19 protein-coding genes and 1 pseudogene are annotated in these 22,561 nt (G+C 70.6%); 9 read left to right on the forward strand and 11 right to left on the reverse strand.

Annotated elements, in window-relative coordinates:
• The first annotated feature begins 21 nt into the window (after positions 1-21).
• Positions 22-1,179 (forward strand): N-acetylmuramoyl-L-alanine amidase, encoded by a 1,158-nt coding sequence (locus tag O7623_RS20055; protein WP_282224557.1) that lies wholly within the window; start codon positions 22-24, stop codon positions 1,177-1,179.
• A 23-nt stretch (positions 1,180-1,202) separates the two neighbouring features.
• On the opposite strand, the gene O7623_RS20060 is transcribed toward O7623_RS20055, so the two are convergent.
• Positions 1,203-1,862: a GNAT family N-acetyltransferase gene (locus O7623_RS20060; protein ID WP_282224558.1), complete on the reverse strand. Its 660-nt coding sequence runs from the start codon at positions 1,860-1,862 to the stop codon at positions 1,203-1,205.
• 293 nt (positions 1,863-2,155) lie between these two features.
• On the opposite strand from O7623_RS20060, the gene O7623_RS20065 reads away from it, so the two are divergent.
• On the forward strand, positions 2,156-3,469 hold the full coding sequence (locus O7623_RS20065; protein WP_282224559.1) for a PLP-dependent aminotransferase family protein: 1,314 nt from the start codon (positions 2,156-2,158) through the stop codon (positions 3,467-3,469).
• 7 nt (positions 3,470-3,476) lie between these two features.
• A complete protein-coding gene (locus tag O7623_RS20070) occupies positions 3,477-4,454 on the forward strand; it encodes a D-alanine--D-alanine ligase (protein ID WP_282224560.1) in 978 nt (325 codons plus the stop codon).
• Here the strand turns inward: O7623_RS20070 and O7623_RS20075 are convergent.
• The 9 genes and pseudogenes from O7623_RS20075 to rpmH all read right to left on the reverse strand — a co-directional run bounded on the left by O7623_RS20075 (position 4,413) and on the right by rpmH (position 12,153).
• Positions 4,413-5,384 carry a hypothetical protein gene (locus O7623_RS20075; protein ID WP_282229487.1) on the reverse strand — a complete coding sequence of 324 codons (972 nt, stop codon included), beginning with the start codon at positions 5,382-5,384 and terminating at the stop codon, positions 4,413-4,415. The genes O7623_RS20070 and O7623_RS20075 overlap by 42 nt on opposite strands.
• A 563-nt stretch (positions 5,385-5,947) precedes the next feature.
• The gene (locus tag O7623_RS20080; RefSeq protein WP_282224561.1) at positions 5,948-7,012 is read right to left on the reverse strand and encodes a ParB/RepB/Spo0J family partition protein; all 1,065 of its coding nucleotides are present in this window, start codon (positions 7,010-7,012) and stop codon (positions 5,948-5,950) included.
• Positions 7,013-7,039: 27 nt separating this feature from the next.
• Positions 7,040-8,248, reverse strand: a complete 1,209-nt coding sequence (locus O7623_RS20085; protein WP_282229488.1) for an AAA family ATPase — start codon at positions 8,246-8,248, stop codon at positions 7,040-7,042.
• A 231-nt stretch (positions 8,249-8,479) separates the two neighbouring features.
• Positions 8,480-9,310, reverse strand: coding sequence for a 16S rRNA (guanine(527)-N(7))-methyltransferase RsmG (gene rsmG, locus O7623_RS20090; protein ID WP_282229489.1), 831 nt, complete (start codon positions 9,308-9,310; stop codon positions 8,480-8,482).
• Between the two features lie 61 nt (positions 9,311-9,371).
• Entirely contained in the window at positions 9,372-9,986 is a 615-nt protein-coding gene (locus tag O7623_RS20095; protein WP_282224562.1) for a R3H domain-containing nucleic acid-binding protein, read from the reverse strand.
• A gap of 182 nt (positions 9,987-10,168) precedes the next feature.
• Entirely contained in the window at positions 10,169-11,221 is a 1,053-nt protein-coding gene (gene yidC / locus O7623_RS20100) for a membrane protein insertase YidC (protein ID WP_282224563.1), read from the reverse strand.
• Positions 11,218-11,508 (reverse strand): membrane protein insertion efficiency factor YidD, encoded by a 291-nt coding sequence (yidD, locus tag O7623_RS20105; RefSeq protein ID WP_282224564.1) that lies wholly within the window; start codon positions 11,506-11,508, stop codon positions 11,218-11,220. Before yidD ends, yidC begins: the two co-directional genes overlap by 4 nt.
• An 86-nt stretch (positions 11,509-11,594) precedes the next feature.
• A pseudogene (gene rnpA, locus O7623_RS20110) lies at positions 11,595-11,981 on the reverse strand (ribonuclease P protein component); the annotation flags it as partial.
• Between the two features lie 34 nt (positions 11,982-12,015).
• Positions 12,016-12,153 (reverse strand): 50S ribosomal protein L34, encoded by a 138-nt coding sequence (gene rpmH, locus O7623_RS20115; RefSeq protein WP_282224565.1) that lies wholly within the window; start codon positions 12,151-12,153, stop codon positions 12,016-12,018.
• A 681-nt stretch (positions 12,154-12,834) separates the two neighbouring features.
• On the opposite strand from rpmH, the gene dnaA reads away from it, so the two are divergent.
• From dnaA to O7623_RS20140, 5 genes are all read left to right on the forward strand, one after another.
• A complete protein-coding gene (gene dnaA, locus O7623_RS20120) occupies positions 12,835-14,643 on the forward strand; it encodes a chromosomal replication initiator protein DnaA (RefSeq protein ID WP_282224566.1) in 1,809 nt (602 codons plus the stop codon).
• Between the two features lie 691 nt (positions 14,644-15,334).
• On the forward strand, positions 15,335-16,468 hold the full coding sequence (dnaN, locus tag O7623_RS20125) for a DNA polymerase III subunit beta (RefSeq protein ID WP_282224567.1): 1,134 nt from the start codon (positions 15,335-15,337) through the stop codon (positions 16,466-16,468).
• 74 nt (positions 16,469-16,542) lie between these two features.
• The gene (gnd, locus tag O7623_RS20130; RefSeq protein ID WP_282224568.1) at positions 16,543-17,418 is read left to right on the forward strand and encodes a phosphogluconate dehydrogenase (NAD(+)-dependent, decarboxylating); all 876 of its coding nucleotides are present in this window, start codon (positions 16,543-16,545) and stop codon (positions 17,416-17,418) included.
• Positions 17,419-17,425: 7 nt separating this feature from the next.
• Positions 17,426-18,571: a DNA replication/repair protein RecF gene (gene recF / locus O7623_RS20135; protein WP_282224569.1), complete on the forward strand. Its 1,146-nt coding sequence runs from the start codon at positions 17,426-17,428 to the stop codon at positions 18,569-18,571.
• On the forward strand, positions 18,561-19,220 hold the full coding sequence (locus O7623_RS20140) for a DciA family protein (RefSeq protein ID WP_282224570.1): 660 nt from the start codon (positions 18,561-18,563) through the stop codon (positions 19,218-19,220). Before recF ends, O7623_RS20140 begins: the two co-directional genes overlap by 11 nt.
• A gap of 72 nt (positions 19,221-19,292) precedes the next feature.
• Here the strand turns inward: O7623_RS20140 and O7623_RS20145 are convergent, their stop codons facing one another.
• Positions 19,293-19,853 carry a hypothetical protein gene (locus tag O7623_RS20145; protein WP_282224571.1) on the reverse strand — a complete coding sequence of 187 codons (561 nt, stop codon included), beginning with the start codon at positions 19,851-19,853 and terminating at the stop codon, positions 19,293-19,295.
• A gap of 548 nt (positions 19,854-20,401) precedes the next feature.
• Here O7623_RS20145 and gyrB point away from each other — a divergent pair.
• Positions 20,402-22,345 (forward strand): DNA topoisomerase (ATP-hydrolyzing) subunit B, encoded by a 1,944-nt coding sequence (gene gyrB, locus O7623_RS20150; protein WP_282224572.1) that lies wholly within the window; start codon positions 20,402-20,404, stop codon positions 22,343-22,345.
• Positions 22,346-22,561 lie beyond the last annotated feature (216 nt).

A 22,561-nucleotide genomic window follows, 5' to 3' on the forward strand; every position in this document is an offset into this window, starting at 1 on the left:
CCAGGGGGAGGTCGGGGTCCCGTGCGTCCCATCCGCCGTGACGATCAGGGTCCCGCCGTGGCCGAGATCCGCTCGATCCTGGTCAACCTGGAGCTGCTGGCCCCCGACCCCGGAGCCGACCGGTTCGACGCGGCGACCGAGCACGCCGTACGCGCCTTTCAGCAGTGTCGTGGCCTGAGCATCGACGGACGGGTCGGTGCGGAGACCTGGCGGGCACTCAACGCCGCCCGGTGGCGGCTCGGCGACCGGGCGCTCTACCACTCCGTCGCCGACCCCCTGGTGGGTGAGGATGTACGGACCCTGCAGGAACGCCTGCTGGAAATGGGCTACGACGTGGGCCGGGCAGACGGGATATACGGCAGCCGGACCGCCCGCGCCCTCACCCAGTTCCAGCGGGAGGTGGGGCTGACCGCCGACGGCACCTGCGGCCCGTACACGATGCACGCGCTGCGCAGGTTGGGCCGCAAGGTCGTCGGCGGACGACCGCAGTGGCTGCGCGAGTCCGACGCCTTCCGCCAGTCCGGCCCGACCCTGGTCGGCAAGACCATCGTCGTCGATCCCGGTCACGGCGGACCGGACCGGGGTGTGGTGGTGACCGACGGCGACCTGAGCTGGTCCGAGGCGGACCTGGCGTTCGACCTGGCCGCCCGGCTGGAGGGCCGGCTGGCCGCCGCCGGCATGCGGGTGCACCTGACCCGTGGCCCGCACGCGACGACCGCCGTGACCGACCTGGAGCGCACCCGGACAGCCAACGATCTCGGCGCGGACCTGTTCATCTCGCTGCACGTCGACGGGCACACCAACCCGGCGGCGGAGGGGGTGGCGACATACCACTACGGCACCGGCAACGGTGCCACCTCGACGGTCGGCGAGCGCCTCGCCGGTCTGGTGCAGCGGGAGATCGTGGTGCGCACCGGGCTGCACGACTGCCGGGTGCACGCCAAGAGCTGGGAGTTGCTACGGCTGACCCGGATGCCAGCGGTCCGCGCCGACATCGGCTACCTCACCTGTGCCGGGGACCGGGCCAGACTGATTCGCCCCGACTTCCGTGACCAGGTCGCCGAGGCACTGGTGGCCGCGGTCCAGCGGATGTACTACCCGATGGAGCTGGACGTGCCGACCGGGTCGATCGACGTACGGACGTTGCGGGCCGCCATCGAGGCCACCGCGGACGCCTGAGGCGGACCCTGACTCAGCCCCGGTCAGTTGGTCATCGCCCGGGTCGCCGGGCGCAGCAGACTCTCCGGGCTCATCGAGCCGAGCAGCTTCTCCAGCGCGTACTCCACGTCCGACTTCCACGACAGCGCGGTCCGCAGTTCCAGCCGCAGCCGTGGGAACCGGGGATGCTGGCGGACGGTCTTGAAGCCGACCGACAGGTAGAAGTCGGCCGGGGCGAGGCAGCTCGGTGGCCCGTCGTCGGCCAGGTCCGGGTCGACCGGCCGGGCGTCACCGAACGCCTCGATCGCCCGGACGCCCCGCTTGGTCAGATCCCGGGCGACGCCCTGCACCAGCATCCGGCCCAGCCCGCCACCGGCGAACGGTGGCACCACGTGGGCCGTGGTCAGCAGCACCGCGTCGGCCGACACCGGGGAGGTGGGGAAGGCCATCGACCGGGGCAGGTACGCAGGCGGGGCGTACATGACGAAGCCGGCCGGCATCCCGTCGACGTAGGCGAGCTTTCCACAGGAGCCCCACTCGAGAAGGGTCTGGGAGACCCATGCTTCCTTCTCCAGGCCCGGATCACCGCAGGCGCGGGCGCGGTCGGCGGCGACCGGATCGAGCTCCCAGAAGACACACTGCCGGCAGGAACCGGGCAGCTCCTCCAGCGTGTCCAGCGTCAGACTGACCAGACGTCGCGACATGCGCGTTCCCCCACACCCCACCGGATCACGTCGTGAAACCCGCCGAGTTCCACCAGGCGCCGTCTCTTCGTCCCCAACCAGCGATCGTACGCCGCAACCGCCCGTCCGGGGAGGGGTCGGACAGTCCGAGAATGGCCGGTGGGGCCAATCCCGATCAGCTGGTCCGACATGTGGGCGCGCACGGTAATGCCGAGGCCGTACGGCGACACGCCGGACTACCATCAAACGATCAGTGCGTGTCGCGGTCGGCCATCCCCGGCACCACCGGAGCGACGCGTATCGAGGTGAAGCTCATGACCGGCACGACGCTCGACGACTACACCGACCGCTATGCCCGCCGGGTCCGCGGCATGACCGCATCCGAGATCCGGGCACTGTTCGCCGTCGCCAGTCGGCCCGAAGTGGTCTCGCTCGCCGGTGGGGCACCGTACGTCGCGGCGCTGCCGCTCGACGCCGTCGGCGAGATGCTCGGCCGGCTGGCGTCGGAGACCGGCACCTCCACCCTGCAGTACGGCATCGGTCAGGGCACCCTCGACCTACGGGAACGCATCTGCGAGGTGATGTCGCTGTCCGGCATCGACGTCTCCTCCGGCGCCTCCCCGGAGGACGTCGTGGTGACCGTCGGCGGCCAGCAGGCCCTCGACCTGGTCGCCCGACTCTTCCTGGACCCGGGCGACGTGGTGCTCGCCGAGGGGCCCACCTACGTCGGTGCCCTCGGCGTCTTCCAGGCGGCCCAGGCCCAGGTGGAGCACGTGCCGATGGACGCCGACGGGCTGATCCCCGAGGCCCTGGAGCAGGCGATCACCGAGGTCGCGAAGTCGGGGCGGCGGGCGAAGTTCCTGTACACGATCCCCACGTTCCAGAACCCTGCCGGGGTGACCCTCACCGAGGAGCGCCGGGAGCGGGTGCTGGACATCTGTGAGCGGGCCGGCCTGCTGGTGATCGAGGACGACCCGTACGGCCAGCTCAGTTTCGACGGCGAGGCGCCCGCGCCGCTGCGGGCCCGCCGCCGGCACGGCGTGTTCTACCTGAGTACCTTCTCCAAGACCTTCGCGCCGGGCCTGCGGGTCGGCTGGATCCTGGCGCCACACGCGGTACGCGAGAAGCTGGTCATCGCCAGCGAGGCACAGATCCTCTGCCCGAGCGCGTACGCGCAGGCCGCCGTCGCCACCTACCTGGCGACCATGCCGTGGCGGGAGCAGCTCAAGACCTATCGCGAGGTGTACCGGGAACGGCGGGACGCGCTGCTCGACGCCCTCGCCGATCTGATGCCCGCCGGCACCACCTGGACCCGGCCCAGTGGCGGCCTGTTTGTCTGGGCGTCGCTGCCGGAAGGTCTCGACGCCAAGGCCATGGTGCCCCGGGCGATCGCCGCGCGGGTCGCCTACGTGCCCGGGACAGGTTTCTACGCCGACGGCTCGGGGGCCGGCAACATGCGGCTGAACTTCTCCTTCCCGCCGCCGGAGCGGATCCGGGAAGGGGTCCGTCGACTCGCGGGTGTCATGGAACGGGAGGCCGCGATGCGGGAGGTGTTCGGCCCGGTCACCGGTGCCGGCACCCGGCGGCGACGCCCCGGCGCGGACACCCCCGGGCCCGACTTGGCATGATTCGGGCATGAGCCCACAGTCCGAGCCCACCACCGCCGCCCGTGACCTGCGGGTACTGGTTCTCGCCGGCGGCCTGTCCTACGAGCGGGACGTCTCCCTGAAGTCCGGCCGCCGGGTGCTTGACGCGCTGCGCTCCGCCGGCGTGGAGGCCGAGCTGCGCGACGCCGACATCACCCTGCTGCCGGCGTTGCGCGCCGACCCGCCGGACGCCGTCGTGATCGCGTTGCACGGTGCCACCGGGGAGGACGGTTCACTGCGCGGAGTGCTCGACCTGTGCGGCGTACCGTATGTCGGCTGTGACGCCCGGGCGGCCCGGCTGGCCTGGGACAAGCCGTCGGCGAAGGCGGTGCTGCAGGAAGCGGGCATCCCTACGCCGGACTGGGTGGCATTGCCGCACGACAGGTTCTCCGAGTTGGGCGCGGTGGCCGTACTGGACCGGATCGTGGAGCGCCTCGGCCTGCCGCTGATGGTCAAGCCGGCGCAGGGCGGCTCCGGGCTGGGGGCCGCCGTCGTGCGCGAGGCCGCCGAACTGTCCGCCGCGATGGTCGGTTGTTTCGCGTACGACTCGACGGCCCTGGTCGAGCGGTACGTGACCGGCATGGACGTCGCGGTGTCGGTGGTCGACCGGGGCGACGGGCCGGAGAGTCTGCCGGCGGTCGAGATCGTGCCCCGCAACGGCGTCTACGACTACGCGGCCCGGTACACCGCCGGCCTGACCACCTGGCACGCCCCGGCCCGGCTCGACGACGAGGTGGCCGATCGGGTGGCGGCCACCGCCGTCGCCGCGCACCGCGCGCTCGGCCTGCGGGACGTCTCCCGGGTCGACCTGATCGTGGACCCGCAGGGTCAGCCGCACGTGCTGGAGGTCAACGTCTCCCCCGGGATGACCGAGACCTCGTTGCTGCCGCTCGCGGTAGAGGCCGCCGGGCTGGATCTCGGCCGGCTACTTGCCACCCTGGTCGACCGGGCCGCTGCCCGTCCGTGACCCCGCCGGGGCAGCGGCACCCGCTGTCGTCGCTGGCGACTGCGTCGGTACCGGCGTCTCCGACGCTGTCGTAGCGTCGTCGGACCCCTGGGCGTCCGGCCCACCGGTCGGCGGCGCCGTTTCGTCGTCCTCCGCGTCCGGAGCGTCGGCGTCGACGTCGGCCGGGTCACCGGCGGCGTCGCCGTTCCGAGCGGTCAGCGCTTGCGCGGCGAGCTCGTCGAGGTCTGCGGCGGGCTCGATGTTCTCGATCGGCAGTACGGCGACCGCAACAGACCCGTCGCTGGCGGCCGGGCCGACGGCGGGAGCGTCCTCGTCGAAGTTGGTGTCCGGGTCGATCGGATGACTCGCCTGTTCGGTCAGGCTCGACGGGGCACGCCACTCGATCCGCGGTGGCTCGGCCAACGGCCGCCCGCCGAACTCGGCAAGCCAGGCCGCCACCAACGCCAGATTCTCCCGCCACCGCGACTCGGAGATCGGCGGCAGGATGCTGTCCCACAGCGAGAGGAACGTGCCCCGTAGCTGCAGCTGTCCGTACGGGCGGGCCAGGAACCACAGGTGCAGGTGCGCGGAGCCGTCACCCCATCGGTTGACGTGCACCCGCGCCACCCCGTCCAGGGACCGGATGGCGCGCTCCAGCCGTACCGTCAGCACACCCAGCTCGGCGGCGAGCAGGTTCGGCAGGTCCCCGAGGTCGAAGTGGGACCGGGACTCCAGGATCAGCACCATCGGCAGACCGGTCGGCCGATCCATGGCTCGTACTCGCCAGCGCTCACTCACCCAGATGTAGGCGTCGTCCGGCGCGGCGCAGGACGAGCACTCCGCCGTACCTTCCCCCTTGCGTGGCGGCTCGACGGCGACCGGGTCGTCGAGCTGTTTGACCCGCAGGTCACCTTCGAACGGGAAGGAAGGCCATCGCGCAAAATCGGGGATCGCGTCTGGGGTGTGGGGCACGACGCTGACCCTAACCGAGTCTGCCCGACCTGTCGTTCCCCGTTTCGGCCGGCCGCCGCCCGCCATGCGTGCCCGTCCCGCCAACCGGGCCGGACCGCCCCCCGCAGGACGGCATCAGAGACCGGCTACGGTGCTCACCGCTGCCGTCCACAGCGTTGTCCACAGAAGTTATCCACAGGCAGACAACCCGATCCACCCGCTGTTTCACGTGAAACGACGCGCCCTGTGGACAACGCCTGTGGACAACGCGCCGCCGACTCACGCCGGCTGCCAACGGCACCGCGTACCGGTTGACCCCGACCCGAACTCTGTCTGTGGAGCCGGCGTTCGACCCGATCGTTGACGGCCCCTGCTCCTCAACGATCGAGTGGCGCGATGGTGACCCCGTACCGCAGGCTGCTGCCCCGGGCGAGCCGTGCATGCGCAGCCGAAGGCGGCTCGGCCCGTTTCACGTGAAACGGGCCGAGCAGGGTTTCACGTGAAACGGCCCCGACCCGAACGCTGCGGGTGGGGCCGTTTCACGTGAAACGTAACGCCGACGGTCAGTCCTGGTCGTCAGGAGCCTCTTCGCCGTCCATGCCGATGATTCCGACGATCCGCTCGAGGTCGTCGACCGTGGCGAACTCGATCGTGATCTTGCCCTTGCTCCGACCGATGTCCACCTTCACCCGGGTGTCGAACCGGTCAGAGAGTCGATCCGCCAGATCAGCCAGCGCGGGCGCGTGGGGCTTCGGACGTCGCGGGGGCGTGCCCGGACGCTTCGCGGGCTCCTCGGTCGCCGCCAGAGCAACCAGTTCCTCGGTCGCCCGTACCGACAGACCCTCGGCGACGATCCGCAGCGCCAGCGCGTCCTGGGCCTCCGCGTCGTCGAGACCGAGCAGGGCACGGGCATGCCCTGCGGAGAGCACCCCGGCTGCCACTCGCCGCTGCACCTGAGCCGGCAGGTTCAGCAGGCGGATCGTGTTGGAGATCTGCGGCCGGCTCCGGCCGATCCGCCGCGCCAGCTCCTCATGCGTTGCCCCGAACTCCTCCAGCAACTGCTGGTAGGCGGCGGCCTCCTCGAGCGGGTTCAGATTGGCGCGATGGATGTTCTCCAGGAGCGCGTCCCGGAGCATCGCGTCGTCCTTGGTCTCCCGCACGATCGCGGGGATGCTCTCCCGGCCGATCGCCTGAGCGGCCCGCCACCGACGCTCTCCCATGACGAGCTCGTACTGCTCGCCACCGTCCAGCTGCCGCACGACGATCGGCTGAAGAAAACCGACCTGCTCGATCGAGACCTTCAGCTCCTCGAGCGCCTCGTCATCGAAGACCTGCCGCGGCTGCTTGGGGTTCGGGACGATCGCGTTCACCGACAGCTCGGCGAACCGGGCACCCGGCACCGGCGAGAGCCCGTCCTCGACCGGAGCCGGGGGTGTCTCCGACGGGTACGGCGGAGCCGGGTCGACACGCTCGGCGGTCGCCACCGGCGCCACCGGCGCCACCGGACCGGTGGGCCGGACGGCCGGCGGCGGCGCGACCTGCGTACCGGTCTGGGCAGGGGCGGGCGCCGCCGTAGGGATCAAGGCACCGAGCCCTCGACCGAGCCCGCCCTTTGGACGGTTCTTCATGCCCTGCCTCCCGATCTACCCACAGTGTCAGAGATTGCGGACACGTCGCGCCGCTCCGCGTTCGGCAATTTCCTGCGCCGCCTCGAAGTAGCTCGTCGCGCCCCGCGAACCGGGATCGTAGGTCATCACCGACTGCCCGTAGCTCGGTGCCTCGGAAACCCGGACGTTGCGCGGGATCACCGCCTGCAGAACCTTCTCGCCGAAGTGGTTGCGGACGTCCTGCTCCACCGCGTCCGCCAACCGGGTACGGCGGTCGTACATCGTCAACAGGATCGTCGAGACGTCCAGCGTCGGGTTGAGGTGTTGCCGGACCAGGTTGATGTTGTTGATCAGCTGGTTGAGCCCTTCCAAGGCGTAGTACTCGCACTGAATCGGGATCAGCACCTCCTGGGCGGCGACCAGCGCGTTGACCGTCAGCAGACCCAACGACGGAGGGCAGTCGATGAACACGTAGTCCAACTCGGCCGGGTAGGCGGTGATCGCCCGGGACAGCCGCGACTCACGGGCGACCACCGAGACCAGTTCGATCTCGGCACCGGCGAGGTCGATGGTCGCGGGCACGCACCACAGATTGGGGATGCCCTCGACCGGCTGCGCCACCTCGGAGAGCGGGACGTTGTCGATCAGGCAGTCGTAGACGTCCGGCACCCCTGCATGGTGCGGGACGTTGAGTCCAGTCGAGGCGTTGCCCTGCGGGTCGAGGTCTACGACCATGACCCGGTTTCCGTGCAACGCCAGCGCCACGGCGAGGTTGACCGTGGTGGTCGTTTTTCCGACGCCGCCCTTCTGATTCGCGACACACATCACCCGGGTCCGGTCCGGCCGGGGCATGGTCACCTCGCCGCTCGGGTTCAGAATCTGCACGGCGCGCAAAGCCTCCATTGCCAAGGGGGGATCATCTTCTTCCCGGTTCGGTGTTTCACGTGAAACGTAGGGGGCGTCGACGGCCGATGGGCCCGGGCCCATCGACGGCGTCTGCGGCCCGGAACTCACCGCAGACGCCAGCACCGGTTCCCCAGCCTGCGGCGGTACCGCTGTCGGCGGTCCCACGGGTGCCGACGGCACGGCGACCGGCGCTGAACGTGCGGTCTGCGGTGCACCGGTGTCAGCCATCGATCTGGTCCTCCCATTCGACCAGTCGGGGGCGTACGAGGTTTCACGTGAAACCACCGCAGGGTCACCGCCCTGGCGATCGCCCGTCAGCCGTGGATCGTCGTACCTACCGTTGTCATGCACCGTGTCATCCCTGCCCGCCGTGGATGGATCGGCACCGCCAGCGCTCACGTCCGCGCTTTCGGGCGTGGCGTGCGGACCAGCAAGAGGCGGCATGATCGAGCCGTTACACGATGCCGCCCGGTCCACACTATCGACGCGCGGCCAGCCTACGGGGATCAGGGCCGGCGTGGCCACGGCCGACTGTCCGACGTGTCGCAGCCTTCACGTCAGGGCGGGCGGCCCGGGCGCGGATCAGGAGCCGCCCCGACGCGGGCCGCCGCCCCGACCAGGACCACCGGCCGGATGGCCCTGACCGCCAGACCGACCCTGGCTCTGGGAACGGCCATGGCTCTCGGCGCGACCACTGCGGGCTGACCGGCCGCGACCCGTCGCTGCCCGGGATCGGGCCGAGGCCGTACCCGCCGTGCCACCCACCCGGCCGATCTCCACCACCGTCGTCGGCGGGTCGAGCCACCGCTCGCCGCACGTCCGCAGCACCGGCTCCGCACCACCCGCGCGGACCACCGCCCCCCGGTGCTCGGCCACCTCAGCGGCGGCCGAGCCGCCCTTCATCGCCAGCAGCCGACCGCCCGGCTCGACCAACGGCAGACACCAACCGACGAGCCGGTCCAGCGGCGCGACGGCTCGCGCGGTGACGATCGGGGCAGCGCAATCCGGACGGCTGCGGACCAGTTCCTCGGCCCGGCCCCGGACCACTTCCACCGCACCGGTCAGACCCAACAGGTCGACCGCCTCGGCCAGGAACGCGGTACGTCGGGCCAGCGGTTCGACGAGCACGACCGACAGGTCCGGCCGGGCGATGGCCAGCGCCAGCCCGGGTAGCCCGGCCCCGGATCCGACGTCCACCACGGTCGACCCGGTCGGCACCAACTCACCGAGGACCGCACAGTTGAGCAGGTGGCGGTCCCATAGCCGGGGCACCTCACGCGGGCCGATGAGACCACGGAGCGTGCCCTCGGTCGCCAACAGGTCGGCGTACCGGACCGCGAGCGGCAGCCGTTGCGGACCAAAGATCTCTGCGGCCGCCGTCGGCACCGCTGTGGACGGAACCGGCCCGGACAGGTGGTCCCCGTCCGGGCCGGTGGCCGCCCGGTCATCTGACTCGGGCTGAGGCGTCATGGTGTCAGTCGGCCGGCCGGACGACGATCCGCCGAGTCGGTTCGACACCCTCGGATTCACTCAGTACGCCGTCGAGCGCGTTCACCACGTCGTGGACGCACTTGCGCTCGAACGCCGACATCGGCTCGAGCCGTACCGGCTCGCCGTACTCCTTGACCTTCTCCACCGCGTTCTTCGCGACGGCCGCCAACTCCTTACGGCGGTTGGCCCGGTAGCCGCCGACGTCGAGCAGCAGCCGACTCGGCGTACCGGTCTGCCGGAAGATCGCGAGCCGGGTCAGCTCCTGCAGCGCCTCCAGGGTGGCACCACGCTGTCCCACCAGCGCGCTGAGCTGCCCACCGACCACCTCGACCACCGGCCGTCCGCCGGAGACCAACTCGTCGATGTCGCCGTCGTAGTCGAGGATGTCCAGCAGACCCTCGACATAGTCCGCCGCGATCTCGCTCTGCCGGAACAGATCGTTGTCGCTCGGCGCCGCAGCCGGCGGTGCCGCTGCCTCACCCGCCGCGTCGGCGTCATCTGCGTCGTCGATGTCGTCGTCCGCGTCCACCGCGGCCCCGGTCGGGGCCACCTCCTCATCCACGGATGAGTCGGTACTGGGCAGGCTGGTATCGGTCACGGTGTCATCTCCGTACTCGCTCGGCGGAACCGGTCGGTCCGCTGGTTTCCCGGGGCCGGCGGACGGGCGCCGAGCCTCCGGGGACGTCTGTGTCTCCCGCGGTGGGGCGGGTGGTGGTCCGGACGAACATCGACAGGTGACCGGGACCGTACCGGTCACCGCGAGGCGTCCGAGCCGGACGGTCACCCCGGACGCTTGGCCGGGCGCCGCTTCTTCGGGTTGACCGGTTTGGCACCCGGCTTGGGCTTGAGCGCCTCGTTGACCGGAGCCGGCTGCGGCTCGGGCTCCGCCTTCGCCCCGTTGGCCTTACGGGCGAAGATCCCGCCCGGCTTGGGCCTGGTGTCCGTGGTGGCGGCAGCGGTACGGGCCGAGCCGGCGGCGGGGCGGGTCGACGAGCGGGTGCCCGACCGGTCGGCCGGCTTGCCCTTGCCGGCAGGCATCGGCGGTGGCGGGAACTTGCGCAGCACCCACTGCTGCTGGCCCAGCGTCACCAGGTTGTTGACCACCCAGTAGATGATCACGCCGATCGGGAAGATGGCGCCGGAGACGAGCAGCGACGCGGGGATGCCGTAGAGCATCAGGCGCTGGATCATCTTCTGCTGCGGGTCCTCGGCCCAACCGGTCTTGAGGATCATCTGCCGGCTGGTCAGGTAGGTCGTCACGATCATGACCAGTACGAGGATCCCGGCGATCACCTTGACCGTGGTGCCGTTGGCACCCATCGCCGCCAGCTCCTCGGCGGTGGAGCCGAACTTGCCGGCGATCGGCGCGGTGAACAGGTTGGCCCGGGAGGCGTCGTAGTACTGCTCGGCGGTCCACCCGTAGAGGTCGACGTTGACGGTCTGCTCCGGGTTGAGCCGGCGCAGGATGTGGAACAGACCGAGGAAGACCGGGATCTGCAGGAACATCGGAAGGCAGCCCATCAGCGGGTTGGCCTTCTCGACCCGGTACAGCTCCATCATTTCCTTCTGGAGCGTCTCCCGGTCACCCTTGTGCTTCTCCTGCAGCTCCTTCACCTTCGGCTGCAGCGCCTGCATGGCCCGCTGGGACTTGATCTGTTTGACGAAGACCGGGAACAGGACCACCCGGACGGTGACCACCAGGAAGACGATGGCCAGGATCCAGGACCAGTTGGTGCCGAGGACCTCCCGGGACGGCACACCGATCCGGTCCCAGGCCGAGTGCCAGAACAGGAGGATCCACGAGATCGCCCAGTAGATCCAGTCGAGACTCAATTCGGGGCTCCAGTCGCATCGGCACGGCGGCCGCCCGGCATCGGTACCGGGTCATATCCACCGGGGTGGAAGGGATGGCATCGCAGCAACCGCCTGCCTGCCAGCAGCACTCCCCGTAGTGCACCGTGCCGGGCGATCGCCTCCTGGGCGTACGCGCTGCACGACGGGTAGAACCGACAGCGGGCCGGCAGAGCCGGGCTTATCCAACGACGGTACGCGACGATCGCCGCTGTCAGCAGGCGGCCACCCGGTGTCGCCGGCCGGGGCAGTCCGTCGGCGGAGTTCATCGCGCCTCCCCGGACCGGTTCCGGCCGCTGTCGGTCGCTGGCGGGGTGCCGGCGGTCGGCCGCCGGGCGGCACCGGTGGTACGGCGCTGCGCCCGTCCGCCGGACGACCGGCGGGCCGCCGTCAGCGCCGCGTCGAGATCAGTGGCGAGTTGGGCCGAGGAGCACCCGGCTGCCGGCGGCAGTGCCCGAACCACCATCGTCGCGCCGGCGGGCAGACCTGCCAGCCTCGGCCGGACCAGGTGTCGCAGCCGGCGGCGCACCGTGTTGCGGGTCACCGCGTTGCCTACCGCCTTGGACACGATGAACCCGGCGCGGGCTCCCTGGACAGGAGCCGCCGCGCCGGGTTCGGTGACCGCTGGGCCCGGTGGAAGCAGCAGATGCACGACGAGTGACCCCCGACCGGCTCGCCGGCCACCGCGTACGATCTCGGAGAAGTCGGAACGGTGTCGGACGCGCTGTGCGGCGGCCAGCATGGCTGTTACATCCCCGCGACGCCGGCGAAGGCCGTCAGGCCGACAGGCGGGCGCGGCCCTTGGCGCGACGGGTGGCGAGGATGGCCCGGCCGGCGCGCGTACGCATGCGCAGCCGGAAGCCGTGGGTCTTGGCACGCCGGCGGTTGTTCGGCTGGTAGGTACGCTTGCTCACGTCAGTCACTCCGTCAGGTGTGGCCCCGGCCGGGGACCGGAGTCGGTGTCGTCATAACCGGGTGCTACTGGTAACCGGTACTACTGGTTGACCGGTACTGCTGGTTGACCGGTGCTGCTGGCTACCGGTGGGTGGTCACCAAGTTGTGGTCACCGGTCTGTGGTTACCAGTGTGCCTGCCTGTGCAGGCACAACACACCGGTCGAGTTTACCAGAGCACTCCAGTCCCCCCGACCTGCCCGGCCCACCCCCGTACCACCTGGCCGCCGGGACCGGAGCACCCGACCAGCGGCACCGTCACCGATTTGCCGCACACCGACAACGACGGCCCGGCACCGCCGGTTGAACGGTCGTGGATGACGCTGTTAGCGTGCGCGATTGCCGGTCACGCATCAGGCGACACCTGGCACCGGTTCATCGGCGAGGATCGACCAGCCAGGTCGGTCGCGGACACCGGTGACCACCGGGGCGTCGGACCGGTGGGGGGCGACTCGGGGCGGCCGACGGGGGAGCCGGGTCAGCAGTACACACAGGTTGTGGATAACTTGTGGATGACGGTCAGTTCAGCGGCCCGCGGCATGGCTCGTCGTACCTGTTCGAGAGCGGGACCGGTCCCGACCGGCAGCCAGCCACCGACAGTGGCGGCGCCGGGGTACTCGGATGCGATGGGGGTGGCGCAACGGTGGCCGAGACGATCGACCTCGGCGCGGTCTGGTTGGCGACCACGGACGAGTTGGCGGACGAGATCGTCTCCGCTCAGCAACGTGCCTATCTGCGGCTCACCCGGCTGCGCGCCATCGTCGACGACACCGCGCTGCTGTCCGTCCCCGACGCCTTCACCCGGGACGTGATCGAGTCCCGGTTGCGGCCGGCGATCACCGATGCCCTGTCGCGCCGGCTCGGCCGGCCGATCCAGGTGGCGGTGACGGTCCGCCCGCCCGAGGACGGTCACGGCCGTCCGGTCGGCACCGTGTACGGGACGGCCACCGTCGAGCCGAGGCTGACCGAGCTGGGAACGACCGACCTCGGTGCCGCCGTACCGGCGCTTGCGGACCGGCCGGGCGCGGACCCGGCGGACGGACCCCGACCCGGACCTGAGCCCGGCCCTGGACCGCATTCCGGTGCCGGCCGGCCGGTGGTGCCCGGCGCCCGCAGCGGTGACCAGGGAGCGCTCTTCGGCGACGAGTACGCCCGGGTGGTCGACGTCGATCCGCAAGGTGCCGACGGCGCAGCCCGTGGCGGCGCCGGTACGCACGACGAGCATCCGCCCCCGTCCGAGCCTGAGCCACCGCCGCTGTCCGGGCCGCCGTCCGTCGACTACCGGCCACCGGACCAGCGCTACGGTGCGCGCTCCGACCCGGCGGGCAGTCCGCCGGACAGCGGCCCGGGCCGGGGTGGCTACGATCATCGCGGCACCGGTCGCGACGACCGCCGGTTGAGTGGTCCGGGGGTGGACACCGGCGGGAACCGGCTGAACCCGAAGTACATGTTCGAGACGTTCGTCATCGGCTCGTCCAACCGGTTCGCGCACGCCGCCTCGGTCGCGGTGGCCGAGTCACCGGCCAAGGCCTACAACCCGCTGTTCATCTACGGCAGCTCCGGGCTGGGCAAGACCCACCTGCTGCACGCGATCGGTCACTACGCCACCACGCTCGGGCACGCCCGGTCGGTGCGGTACGTGTCGACCGAGGAGTTCACCAACGACTTCATCAACTCGCTACGCGACGACAAGACCAGCGCGTTCCAGCGTCGCTACCGGGACGTCGACATCCTGCTGATCGACGACATCCAGTTCCTGGAGAACCGGGAACGGACCCAGGAGGAGTTCTTCCACACCTTCAACACGCTGCACAACGCGAACAAGCAGATCGTGATCACCTCGGACCGTTCGCCGAAGCAGCTCGCCACGCTGGAGGACCGGCTGCGGACCCGGTTCGAATGGGGCCTGCTGGCCGACATCCAGCCGCCCGACCTGGAGACCCGGATCGCCATCCTGCAGAAGAAGGCGGCCCAGGAGCGGCTGTACGCGCCCCCGGACGTGCTGGAGTTCATCGCGTCCCGGATCGCCAACTCGATCCGGGAGCTGGAGGGCGCGCTGATCAGGGTGACCGCGTTCGCCAGTCTGACCCGGTCGCCGGTGGAGCTGGCGCTGGCCGAGGAGGTGCTGCGCGACTTCATCCCCGACGGCGCCGGACCGGAGATCACCGCCGACCAGATCATGGTGTCGACCGCCGACTACTTCGGGGTCAGCCTGGAGGACCTGCGCGGGCACTCGCGGTCGCGGGTCCTGGTGAACGCCCGGCAGGTCGCGATGTACCTCTGCCGGGAGCTGACCGACCTGTCGCTGCCCCGGATCGGGCAGGCGTTCGGTGGCCGGGACCACACCACGGTGATGCATGCCGACCGCAAGATCCGTCAGCAGATGGCCGAACGGCGGTCGCTCTACAACCAGATCGCCGAACTGACCAACCGGATCAAGCAGACCGCCTGACCGCGTACCCACAGGTTTTCCACAGGGGGTTGTCCACCGTCGGTGGACAACCCCCTTGTCGTTGGCACCACCCTGGCGCCGCGTTGTCCACAGGCTGTGGAAGACGGCTGGGGAAACCGCTGTGGACAGTTACTCAGAGTATTCGTTTGTCCACAGCTCGCTGGCAGGCTGTGGACGGCCTGTTGAAGGTTCTGGGGACGAACGGACCCGCGATCGCCGGCACGTTACCCACAGCTGGGGACGAACCCTTGGGATAACCGGTGGATAACCGGTGGATAACCTGGGGAGCCTGTGTGCGACCGGACGGCCTGTGGACGACGGGGCGGGTTGTACCCACCCTCATCCACAGCTCATCCACCCCCGTCCACGCCAGCTGAGCTGCGTAAACGTGAGATGTCCACAGAGTGCACAGGACCGATGAAGACGATGAGATTTATCTTCTAGACAACAAAACCCAATCATCGGCGTTGGGGGGTTGTGTGGATGGAGCGGACAGAGGGTCCACCGCAGGAGGATGAGACCGGCCAAGCCTGGGGGCGGACGCACCACCGCCACGCTCTGGCCTATCGTTCGGTGAGGTCCGTTGACCGACAGCAGCCGCACCGGGCGAGGCGGCCACCTCGCCGCCCGGTGCCACAGAAGATCGTTCGAGTCGACGCGGAGGCACGCCCATGAAGTGCGGAGGCAAGGGATGAAGTTCCGGGTGGAGCGCGATGCGCTCGCCGACGCGGTCGCCTGGACGGCCAAGAGCCTGCCGAACCGGCCGTCGGTGCCGGTGCTGGCCGGAGCCATGCTGCGGGTCACCGACGGCTCGTTGCACGTCTCCGGGTTCGACTACGAGGTCTCCAGCCAGGTGACCGTCGACGTACAGGGCGACGCCGACGGCGCCGCCCTGGTCTCCGGCCGGCTGCTGGCGGAGATCACCAAGTCGTTGCCGGCGAAGCCCGTCGACATCGCCGCCGTCGGGGCGCACCTGGAGCTGGTCTGCGGCAGTGCCCGCTTCACTCTGCCGACGATGCCGGTGGAGGACTACCCGACGCTGCCGGAGATGCCCTCCAGCGCCGGTACGGTGGACGCCCCCACCTTCGCCGCCGCCGTCGCCCAGGTGGCGGTCGCCGCCGGGCGGGACGAGACGCTGCCGATGATGACCGGCGTTCGGCTGGAACTGAACGGACCGAAGCTCGCCATGCTCGCCACCGACCGGTACCGACTGGCGATCCGGGAGATCGACTGGCAACCGGACGACGCCGAGATCAGCCTCAACGCCCTGGTGCCCGCCCGTACCCTGGCCGACACGGCGAAGACCCTCGGGCCGATCGGTGGCGAGGTCACCATCGCTCTGGCTCAGGGCGGCGCTGGCGAAGGCATGATCGGGTTCGCCGGCGGCACCCGCCGGACGACGAGCCGGCTGCTCGACGGGGCCAACTACCCGCCGGTCCGGTCGCTCTTCCCGAGCAGCCACAACGCCGAGGCGCGGGTGAGCGTCGCCGGTCTCGTCGAGGTGGTCCGCCGGGTGGCGCTGGTCGCCGAACGCACCACGCCGGTGCTGTTGAGCTTCAGCGCCGACGGACTGGTGGTGGAGGCCGGCAACACCGAGGAGGCGCGGGCCAGCGAGGCGATGGAGGCGACCTTCACCGGTGAGCCGCTGACCATCGGCTTCAACCCGCAGTACCTGATCGACGGCCTGCAGAACCTCGGGGCGGCCACCGCCGTGTTCGCCTTCGTCGACGCGTTCAAACCGGCGGTGATCTCGCCGGCCGGCGAGGACGACCAGATCATCCCCGGTTACCGCTATCTGATCATGCCCATCCGGGTAACCCGGTAGTCGCGGGGTATCGGCAACACCACGATCATCCGCCGGCAACCGTGACGATCGCGGCGACGGAAAGGGGACAGACCGTGCAGTTGGGCATCATCGGCCTGGGCCGGATGGGCGGCAACATGCGGGACCGGCTACGCGACGCCGGCCACCAGGCGTACGGCTATGACCGGGACCCGGCGGTGAGCGACGTCGGCAGCCTCGCCGAGCTGGTCGACCGGCTCGACGCCCCGCGCGCGGTCTGGACCATGGTGCCGGCACCGGTGACCTCGTCGGTCGTCGACGAGTTGTGCGGTCTGCTGGCCGCCGACGATCTGGTGATCGACGGCGGCAACTCGCGGTTCAGCGACGACGCCCCCCGCGCCGCCCGGCTGGCCGAGCACGGCATCGGCTACCTCGACGTCGGCGTCTCCGGCGGGGTCTGGGGACGGCAGGCGGGCTACGGCCTGATGGTCGGCGGCGACGCCGATCACGTACGGCGGATGATGCCGATCTTCGACGCGCTCAAGCCATCCGGTGAACACGGCTTCGTCCACGCCGGCCCGGTCGGTGCCGGCCACTACGCGAAGATGGTGCACAACGGCGTGGAGTACGCGTTGATGCACGCCTACGCCGAGGGCTACGAGCTGATGCTTCAGGCCGACCTGATCACCGACGTGCCCGGGGTGATCAAGTCGTGGCGGGAAGGCACCGTGGTGCGGTCCTGGCTGCTGGACCTGCTCGACGCGGCCCTCGACGAGGATCCGCAGCTGGCCGCGTTGCGCGGCTACGCCGAGGACACCGGTGAGGGGCGCTGGACGGTCGAGGAGGCGATCCGGCTCGGGGTGCCGATGAACGTGATCGCCGCGTCGCTGTTCGCCCGCTTCACCTCCCGGCAGGACGACTCCCCGGCGATGAAGGCGGTGGCCGCGCTGCGCAACCAGTTCGGCGGGCACGCCGTCCAGTCCAGCCCCTGACGCCCCTGTGTACGTCCGCCGGCTCGAACTGATCAACTTCCGCTCGTACGAGCGGGTCGACGTCACCTTCGATCCGGGTGGCAGCGTCCTGGTCGGGCCGAACGGGGTCGGCAAGACCAACCTCGTCGAGGCGCTCGGCTACCTGGCGACCCTGGGCAGCCACCGGGTGGCCACCGACGCGCCGCTGGTACGGGTCGGTGCCGACAGCGCGATCATCCGCTGCCTGATCATGCACGACCAGCGGGAGCTGCTGGTGGAGCTGGAGATCGTGCCGGGTCGGGCCAACCGGGCCCGGTTGGGGCGGTCCCCGGCCCGGCGGGCCCGCGACGTGCTCGGCGCGCTGCGGCTGGTGCTGTTCGCCCCCGAGGACCTGGAGATCGTCCGGGGGGATCCGGCCGAACGCCGCCGCTACCTCGACGACCTGCTGGTGGCCCGGTTGCCCCGGTTCGCCGGGGTCCGGGCCGACTACGACCGGGTGGTCAAGCAACGCAACGCGCTGCTGCGCAGCGCCTACCTGGCCCGCAAGACCGGCGGTACGCGCGGCGGCGACCTGAGCACCCTGGACGTGTGGGACACCCATCTGGCCCGGCACGGTGCCGAGCTGCTGGCCGGCCGGCTGGAACTGGTCGACGCCCTGGCCCCGCACGTGGCCAAGGCGTACGCGGCGGTCGCCGCCGGCCCTGCGGCGGCCGGCGTCGCCTACCGGTGCGCAGTCGACCTGCCGGTGCCCGACGGTGCCCGCCTGCCGGACCGGGCCGCGTTGGAGTCGGCGCTGCGCACGGCGTTGCAGGAGGCGCGGCGCAGCGAGGTGGAGCGCGGTGTCACCCTGGTCGGACCGCACCGCGACGACCTGCACCTGACGATCGGTGACCTGCCGGTCAAGGGGTACGCCAGCCACGGGGAGACCTGGTCGTGCGCGCTGGCGCTGCGGCTCGCCGCGTACGACCTGTTGCGTGGCGAGGGGATCGAGCCGGTCCTGGTCCTCGACGACGTCTTCGCCGAGCTGGACACCGGCCGCCGGGAGCGGCTGGCCGATCTGGTGGCGGGTGCCAGCCAGCTGCTGGTGACCTGTGCCGTCGCCGACGACGTACCGGTAGCGTTGCGCGGAGCACGCTTCGAAGTCTTCCCGGGAGGTGTCCGGCATGCCGGCTGAACCGACACCGACCGACCCGACGCCTCGGCAGCCGCCTCCGCAGTCCGCTCCGCAGTCCGCTCGGCAGTCACCTCCGCAGCCACGTCCGCAGCCGGCTCCGGCGGAGCAGCCGGTGGTCCTGCCGCCGCCGTCGACCGGCCCGCAGCTGGCCCGCGCGGTGCTCGACGCCGCCCGGGCCCGCCGGGAGGCAGGGCGGTCGCGGCGTGGCGCGGGCGACGGCCGGGGGGGATCCGCCGGTGCGGGAGCCGGCGGTGGGCGACGGTTGCGCGGCTACTCCGGGCCGGGGCCGGATCCTCGGGATCCGCAGCTGTTCGGCGACGTACTGGCCCGGTTGGTGGCCGCCCGCGGCTGGCAGCGGCCGACCGCCGAGGCGACCGTCTTCGGGGCCTGGGAGCGGGTGGTCGGCGCGGAGATCGCCACGCACTGCCGGCCGGTCAAGCTCGAGGACGGTGAGCTGACCGTCGAGGCGGAGTCGACCGCCTGGGCGACCCAGCTGCGACTGCTCGCCCGGTCGTTGCTGCAGCGGATCGCCAAGGAGGTCGGCCACAACGTGGTCCGCAAGCTGCACATCCACGGTCCGGCCGCGCCGTCGTGGTCGAAGGGTCCCCGGCGGGTCCGGGGCCGGGGGCCGCGCGACACGTACGGCTGAGCGCGACACGTACGGCCGATCGGGTCGGGCCCCGCCGGTCGGGCCCCGGCGGTCGGGCCCCGGCGGTTCGGGTCAGGCCTCGGCGTCGGCGTAGACGGCGAAGCCCCGGTCGGCGCAGCGGCGGTAGAAGCGCGACAGCACGGCGAGCTCGGAGCGGGGGAAGCTCCACTGCGGCGCGTCGCCGGCCTCGTCGCGCAGCGCGTCGAGGCGGCTGTCCAGCCAGCGCAGCTGCTGTTCGGCGAGGCGGGCGTCGGCGAGGGCGTCGCGCAGGACCGCGCCGACGGTGTCGAAGGTGACGGTGTCGCCGTACCGGTCGTGGCCGGCCACGAAGCGCTCCAGCCCGCCGGCGATCCAGGCACAGCCGTCCGGGTCGATCACCGGGTCCTCGTCCTCGGCGGCGGCCTCGGTGGCGTACAGCACCCCGGTCAGGCCCAGCAGCAGGTCCACCAGCTCGGTGTACGCGGTGGCCCGGACACTGCCGGTCTTGGCCACGTACCCGGCGAGCGCGGCGGTCGGCGCGGCGACGTCGGCCTGCTCCGCGAGGTCACCGAAGTCGACGAACTCGGCCGGCGCCACCGGTTCGTAGAACTCGCCGACCCGTGGCCACTGCACCGCGACGTTGTCCAGCCCCATCGCACACGTCACCCTTCTGCAGCTGATGGCGCGGACGGTTCAGCGGACGGGTCGACTGCACCGCGGTGCCGCTGTCGGCGCGCCTGAGCGGTAGCGGCACTGTAGCGGCAGCGGGTCCGGGGCCTCACCACAGGTGGGTGCGGTGAACCCGGTGCCGGCAGTCGTGACCGCAGGTGTCGGAGGGCCCCGCATCATCCTCGCCGGGTGGTCAGGTCCGTGTGGGGGTGGTCGCGGTGGGTGGGGTGCGGCCGGCTACGAACCTCTCAGCCGCTTTACGGGGGTGCCGCATCCCTGTTATGTCGGCTCGGCACAGTAGGATCGTAGGCAGAGACGAGGGAGACCCGCGCGTCGAGACGAGCGGGGCCCAGCCGTTCGTGATCCGCGGGTGCTCTGCGGCGTACGGCGCGTTTCGCCACCCGTCGGCGATCCACCCGAAGTTGCGGGTTGTCGGCCATGGTGCCGGTCCGCGCCCGCCCCGCTGCCGGGTGTCCGCCGAACCCCGCGTCCCTGTGCCCGTCGTGGCCAGGTGCGCGAGAAAGTGGCTGAGGGTGTCAGCGCAGAAGAAGCAGGAGTACGGCGCCGAGTCGATCACCGTGCTGGAGGGCCTGGAGGCCGTCCGCAAGCGGCCGGGTATGTACATCGGCTCCACCGGTGAACGTGGCCTGCACCACCTGGTCTGGGAGGTCGTGGACAACGCGGTCGACGAGGCGCTGGCGGGCCACTGCGACACCATCGACGTGGTGCTGCTGGCCGACGGCGGGGTGCGGGTCACCGACAATGGCCGTGGCTTCCCGGTGGACCTGCACCCGAAGCTGGGCAAGCCGGGGGTCGAGGTCGCGCTGACCGTGCTGCACGCGGGCGGCAAGTTCGACGGCAAGGCGTACGCGGTCTCCGGCGGTCTGCACGGCGTGGGCGTGTCGGTGGTCAACGCGCTGTCGGTGAAGATGGCCGTCGAGATCCACAAGGACGGCTACGTCTGGCGGCAGCAGTACGCGAACTCGAAGCCGTCGCCGCTGGTCAAGGGCGAGGAGACGAACCGGACCGGGTCAGCGGTCGCCTTCTGGCCGGATCCCACGATCTTCGAGACCACCGAGTACGCCTTCGAGACGATCTACCGCCGGTTGCAGGAGATGGCGTTCCTCAACCGTGGGTTGACCATCCAACTGCGTGACGAGCGGGTGACCGACGAGGACGGCAAGCACCGCGAGGTCACTTTCTGCTACAAGGGTGGTATCTCGGACTTCGTCCGTCACCTCAACAACTCCAAGAACCCGATCCACAAGAGCGTGGTCGAGTTCGGGGCCGAGGAGGAGGGCATGTCGGTCGAGATCGCCATGCAGTGGAACGAGTCGTACGGTGAGTCGGTCTACACCTTCGCGAACACCATCAACACCCACGAGGGTGGCACGCACGAGGAGGGCTTCCGGTCTGCCCTGACCAGCGTGGTCAACAAGTACGCGACTGACAAGAAGCTGCTCAAGGGGGACGAGAAGCTCTCCGGCGAGGACATCCGGGAAGGGCTCGCCGCGATCATCTCGGTCAAGCTGGCCAACCCGCAGTTCGAGGGGCAGACCAAGACCAAGCTGGGCAACACCCCGGTGAAGAGTTTCGTGCAGCGGGTGTGCAACGAGTGGCTGGTGGACTGGCTGGACCGCAACCCGGCCGAGGGAAAGATGATCATCACGAAGGCGACCCAGGCGGCCCGCGCACGGATCGCCGCTCAGCAGGCGCGCAAGTTGGCCCGGCGCAAGTCGCTGCTGGAGTCCGGGTCGATGCCGGGCAAGCTGGCCGACTGCCAGTCGACCGATCCGCGCGAGTCCGAGGTCTTCATCGTCGAGGGTGACTCGGCGGGCGGTTCGGCCAAGCAGGGGCGGGATCCGCGTACCCAGGCGATCCTGCCGATCCGCGGCAAGATCCTGAACGTGGAGAAGGCCCGGATCGACCGGGTGTTGAAGAACAACGAGGTCCAGGCGCTGATCACCGCGCTGGGCACCGGCATCCACGACGACTTCGACATCGAGAAGCTGCGGTACCACAAGATCGTGCTGATGGCCGACGCCGACGTCGACGGCCAGCACATTCAGACGCTGCTGCTGACGTTGCTGTTCCGCTTCATGCGGCCGTTGGTCGAGCTCGGCCACGTCTACCTGGCGGCGCCGCCGCTGTACAAGATCAAGTGGAACCGCAAGGGCGACGACGCGCAGTACGCCTACTCCGACCGTGAGCGTGACGGTCTGATCGCGCTGCGGCAGCAGAAGAAGCCCAACGCCAAGCCGGACGACATCCAGCGGTTCAAGGGTCTGGGTGAGATGAACTACCCGGAGTTGTGGGACACCACGATGAACCCGGCGACGCGTACGCTGCGTCAGGTGACTCTGGACGACGCCGCAACCGCCGACGAGTTGTTCAGCGTCCTGATGGGTGAGGACGTCGAGGCGCGACGGTCGTTCATCCAGCGCAACGCCAAGGACGTCCGGTTCCTGGACATCTAGCGACCTCGGTCGGCCGGTCCTGGCCCGTAACCCGGACCGGCCGGACCGAGTTATCCACAGCTTCGCGAGATTCCACAGCCGTTATCCACAGCGGTATGACGGTATAAGTCTGATAAGGGTTAACTGTGACGGATACTCCCGAGTCCTTCGACAGCGAGTCGGACAGCGCAGCAGCCGCAGCGGCCACCCCCGCCGCCGCAGCGGTCGCCGGCCACG

Source organism: Solwaraspora sp. WMMD791 (assembly GCF_029581195.1).
Lineage (GTDB): Bacteria > Actinomycetota > Actinomycetes > Mycobacteriales > Micromonosporaceae > Micromonospora_E.

Coding starts and splice junctions, on each gene's coding strand:
- O7623_RS20060 (WP_282224558.1), bottom strand. CDS start 1,862: ATGTCGCGACGTCTGGTCAGTCTGACGCTGGACACGCTGGAGGAGCTG.
- O7623_RS20065 (WP_282224559.1), top strand. CDS start 2,156: ATGACCGGCACGACGCTCGACGACTACACCGACCGCTATGCCCGCCGG.
- O7623_RS20070 (WP_282224560.1), top strand. CDS start 3,477: ATGAGCCCACAGTCCGAGCCCACCACCGCCGCCCGTGACCTGCGGGTA.
- O7623_RS20080 (WP_282224561.1), bottom strand. CDS start 7,012: ATGAAGAACCGTCCAAAGGGCGGGCTCGGTCGAGGGCTCGGTGCCTTG.
- yidD (WP_282224564.1), bottom strand. CDS start 11,508: ATGAACTCCGCCGACGGACTGCCCCGGCCGGCGACACCGGGTGGCCGC.
- dnaN (WP_282224567.1), top strand. CDS start 15,335: ATGAAGTTCCGGGTGGAGCGCGATGCGCTCGCCGACGCGGTCGCCTGG.
- O7623_RS20140 (WP_282224570.1), top strand. CDS start 18,561: ATGCCGGCTGAACCGACACCGACCGACCCGACGCCTCGGCAGCCGCCT.
- O7623_RS20145 (WP_282224571.1), bottom strand. CDS start 19,853: ATGGGGCTGGACAACGTCGCGGTGCAGTGGCCACGGGTCGGCGAGTTC.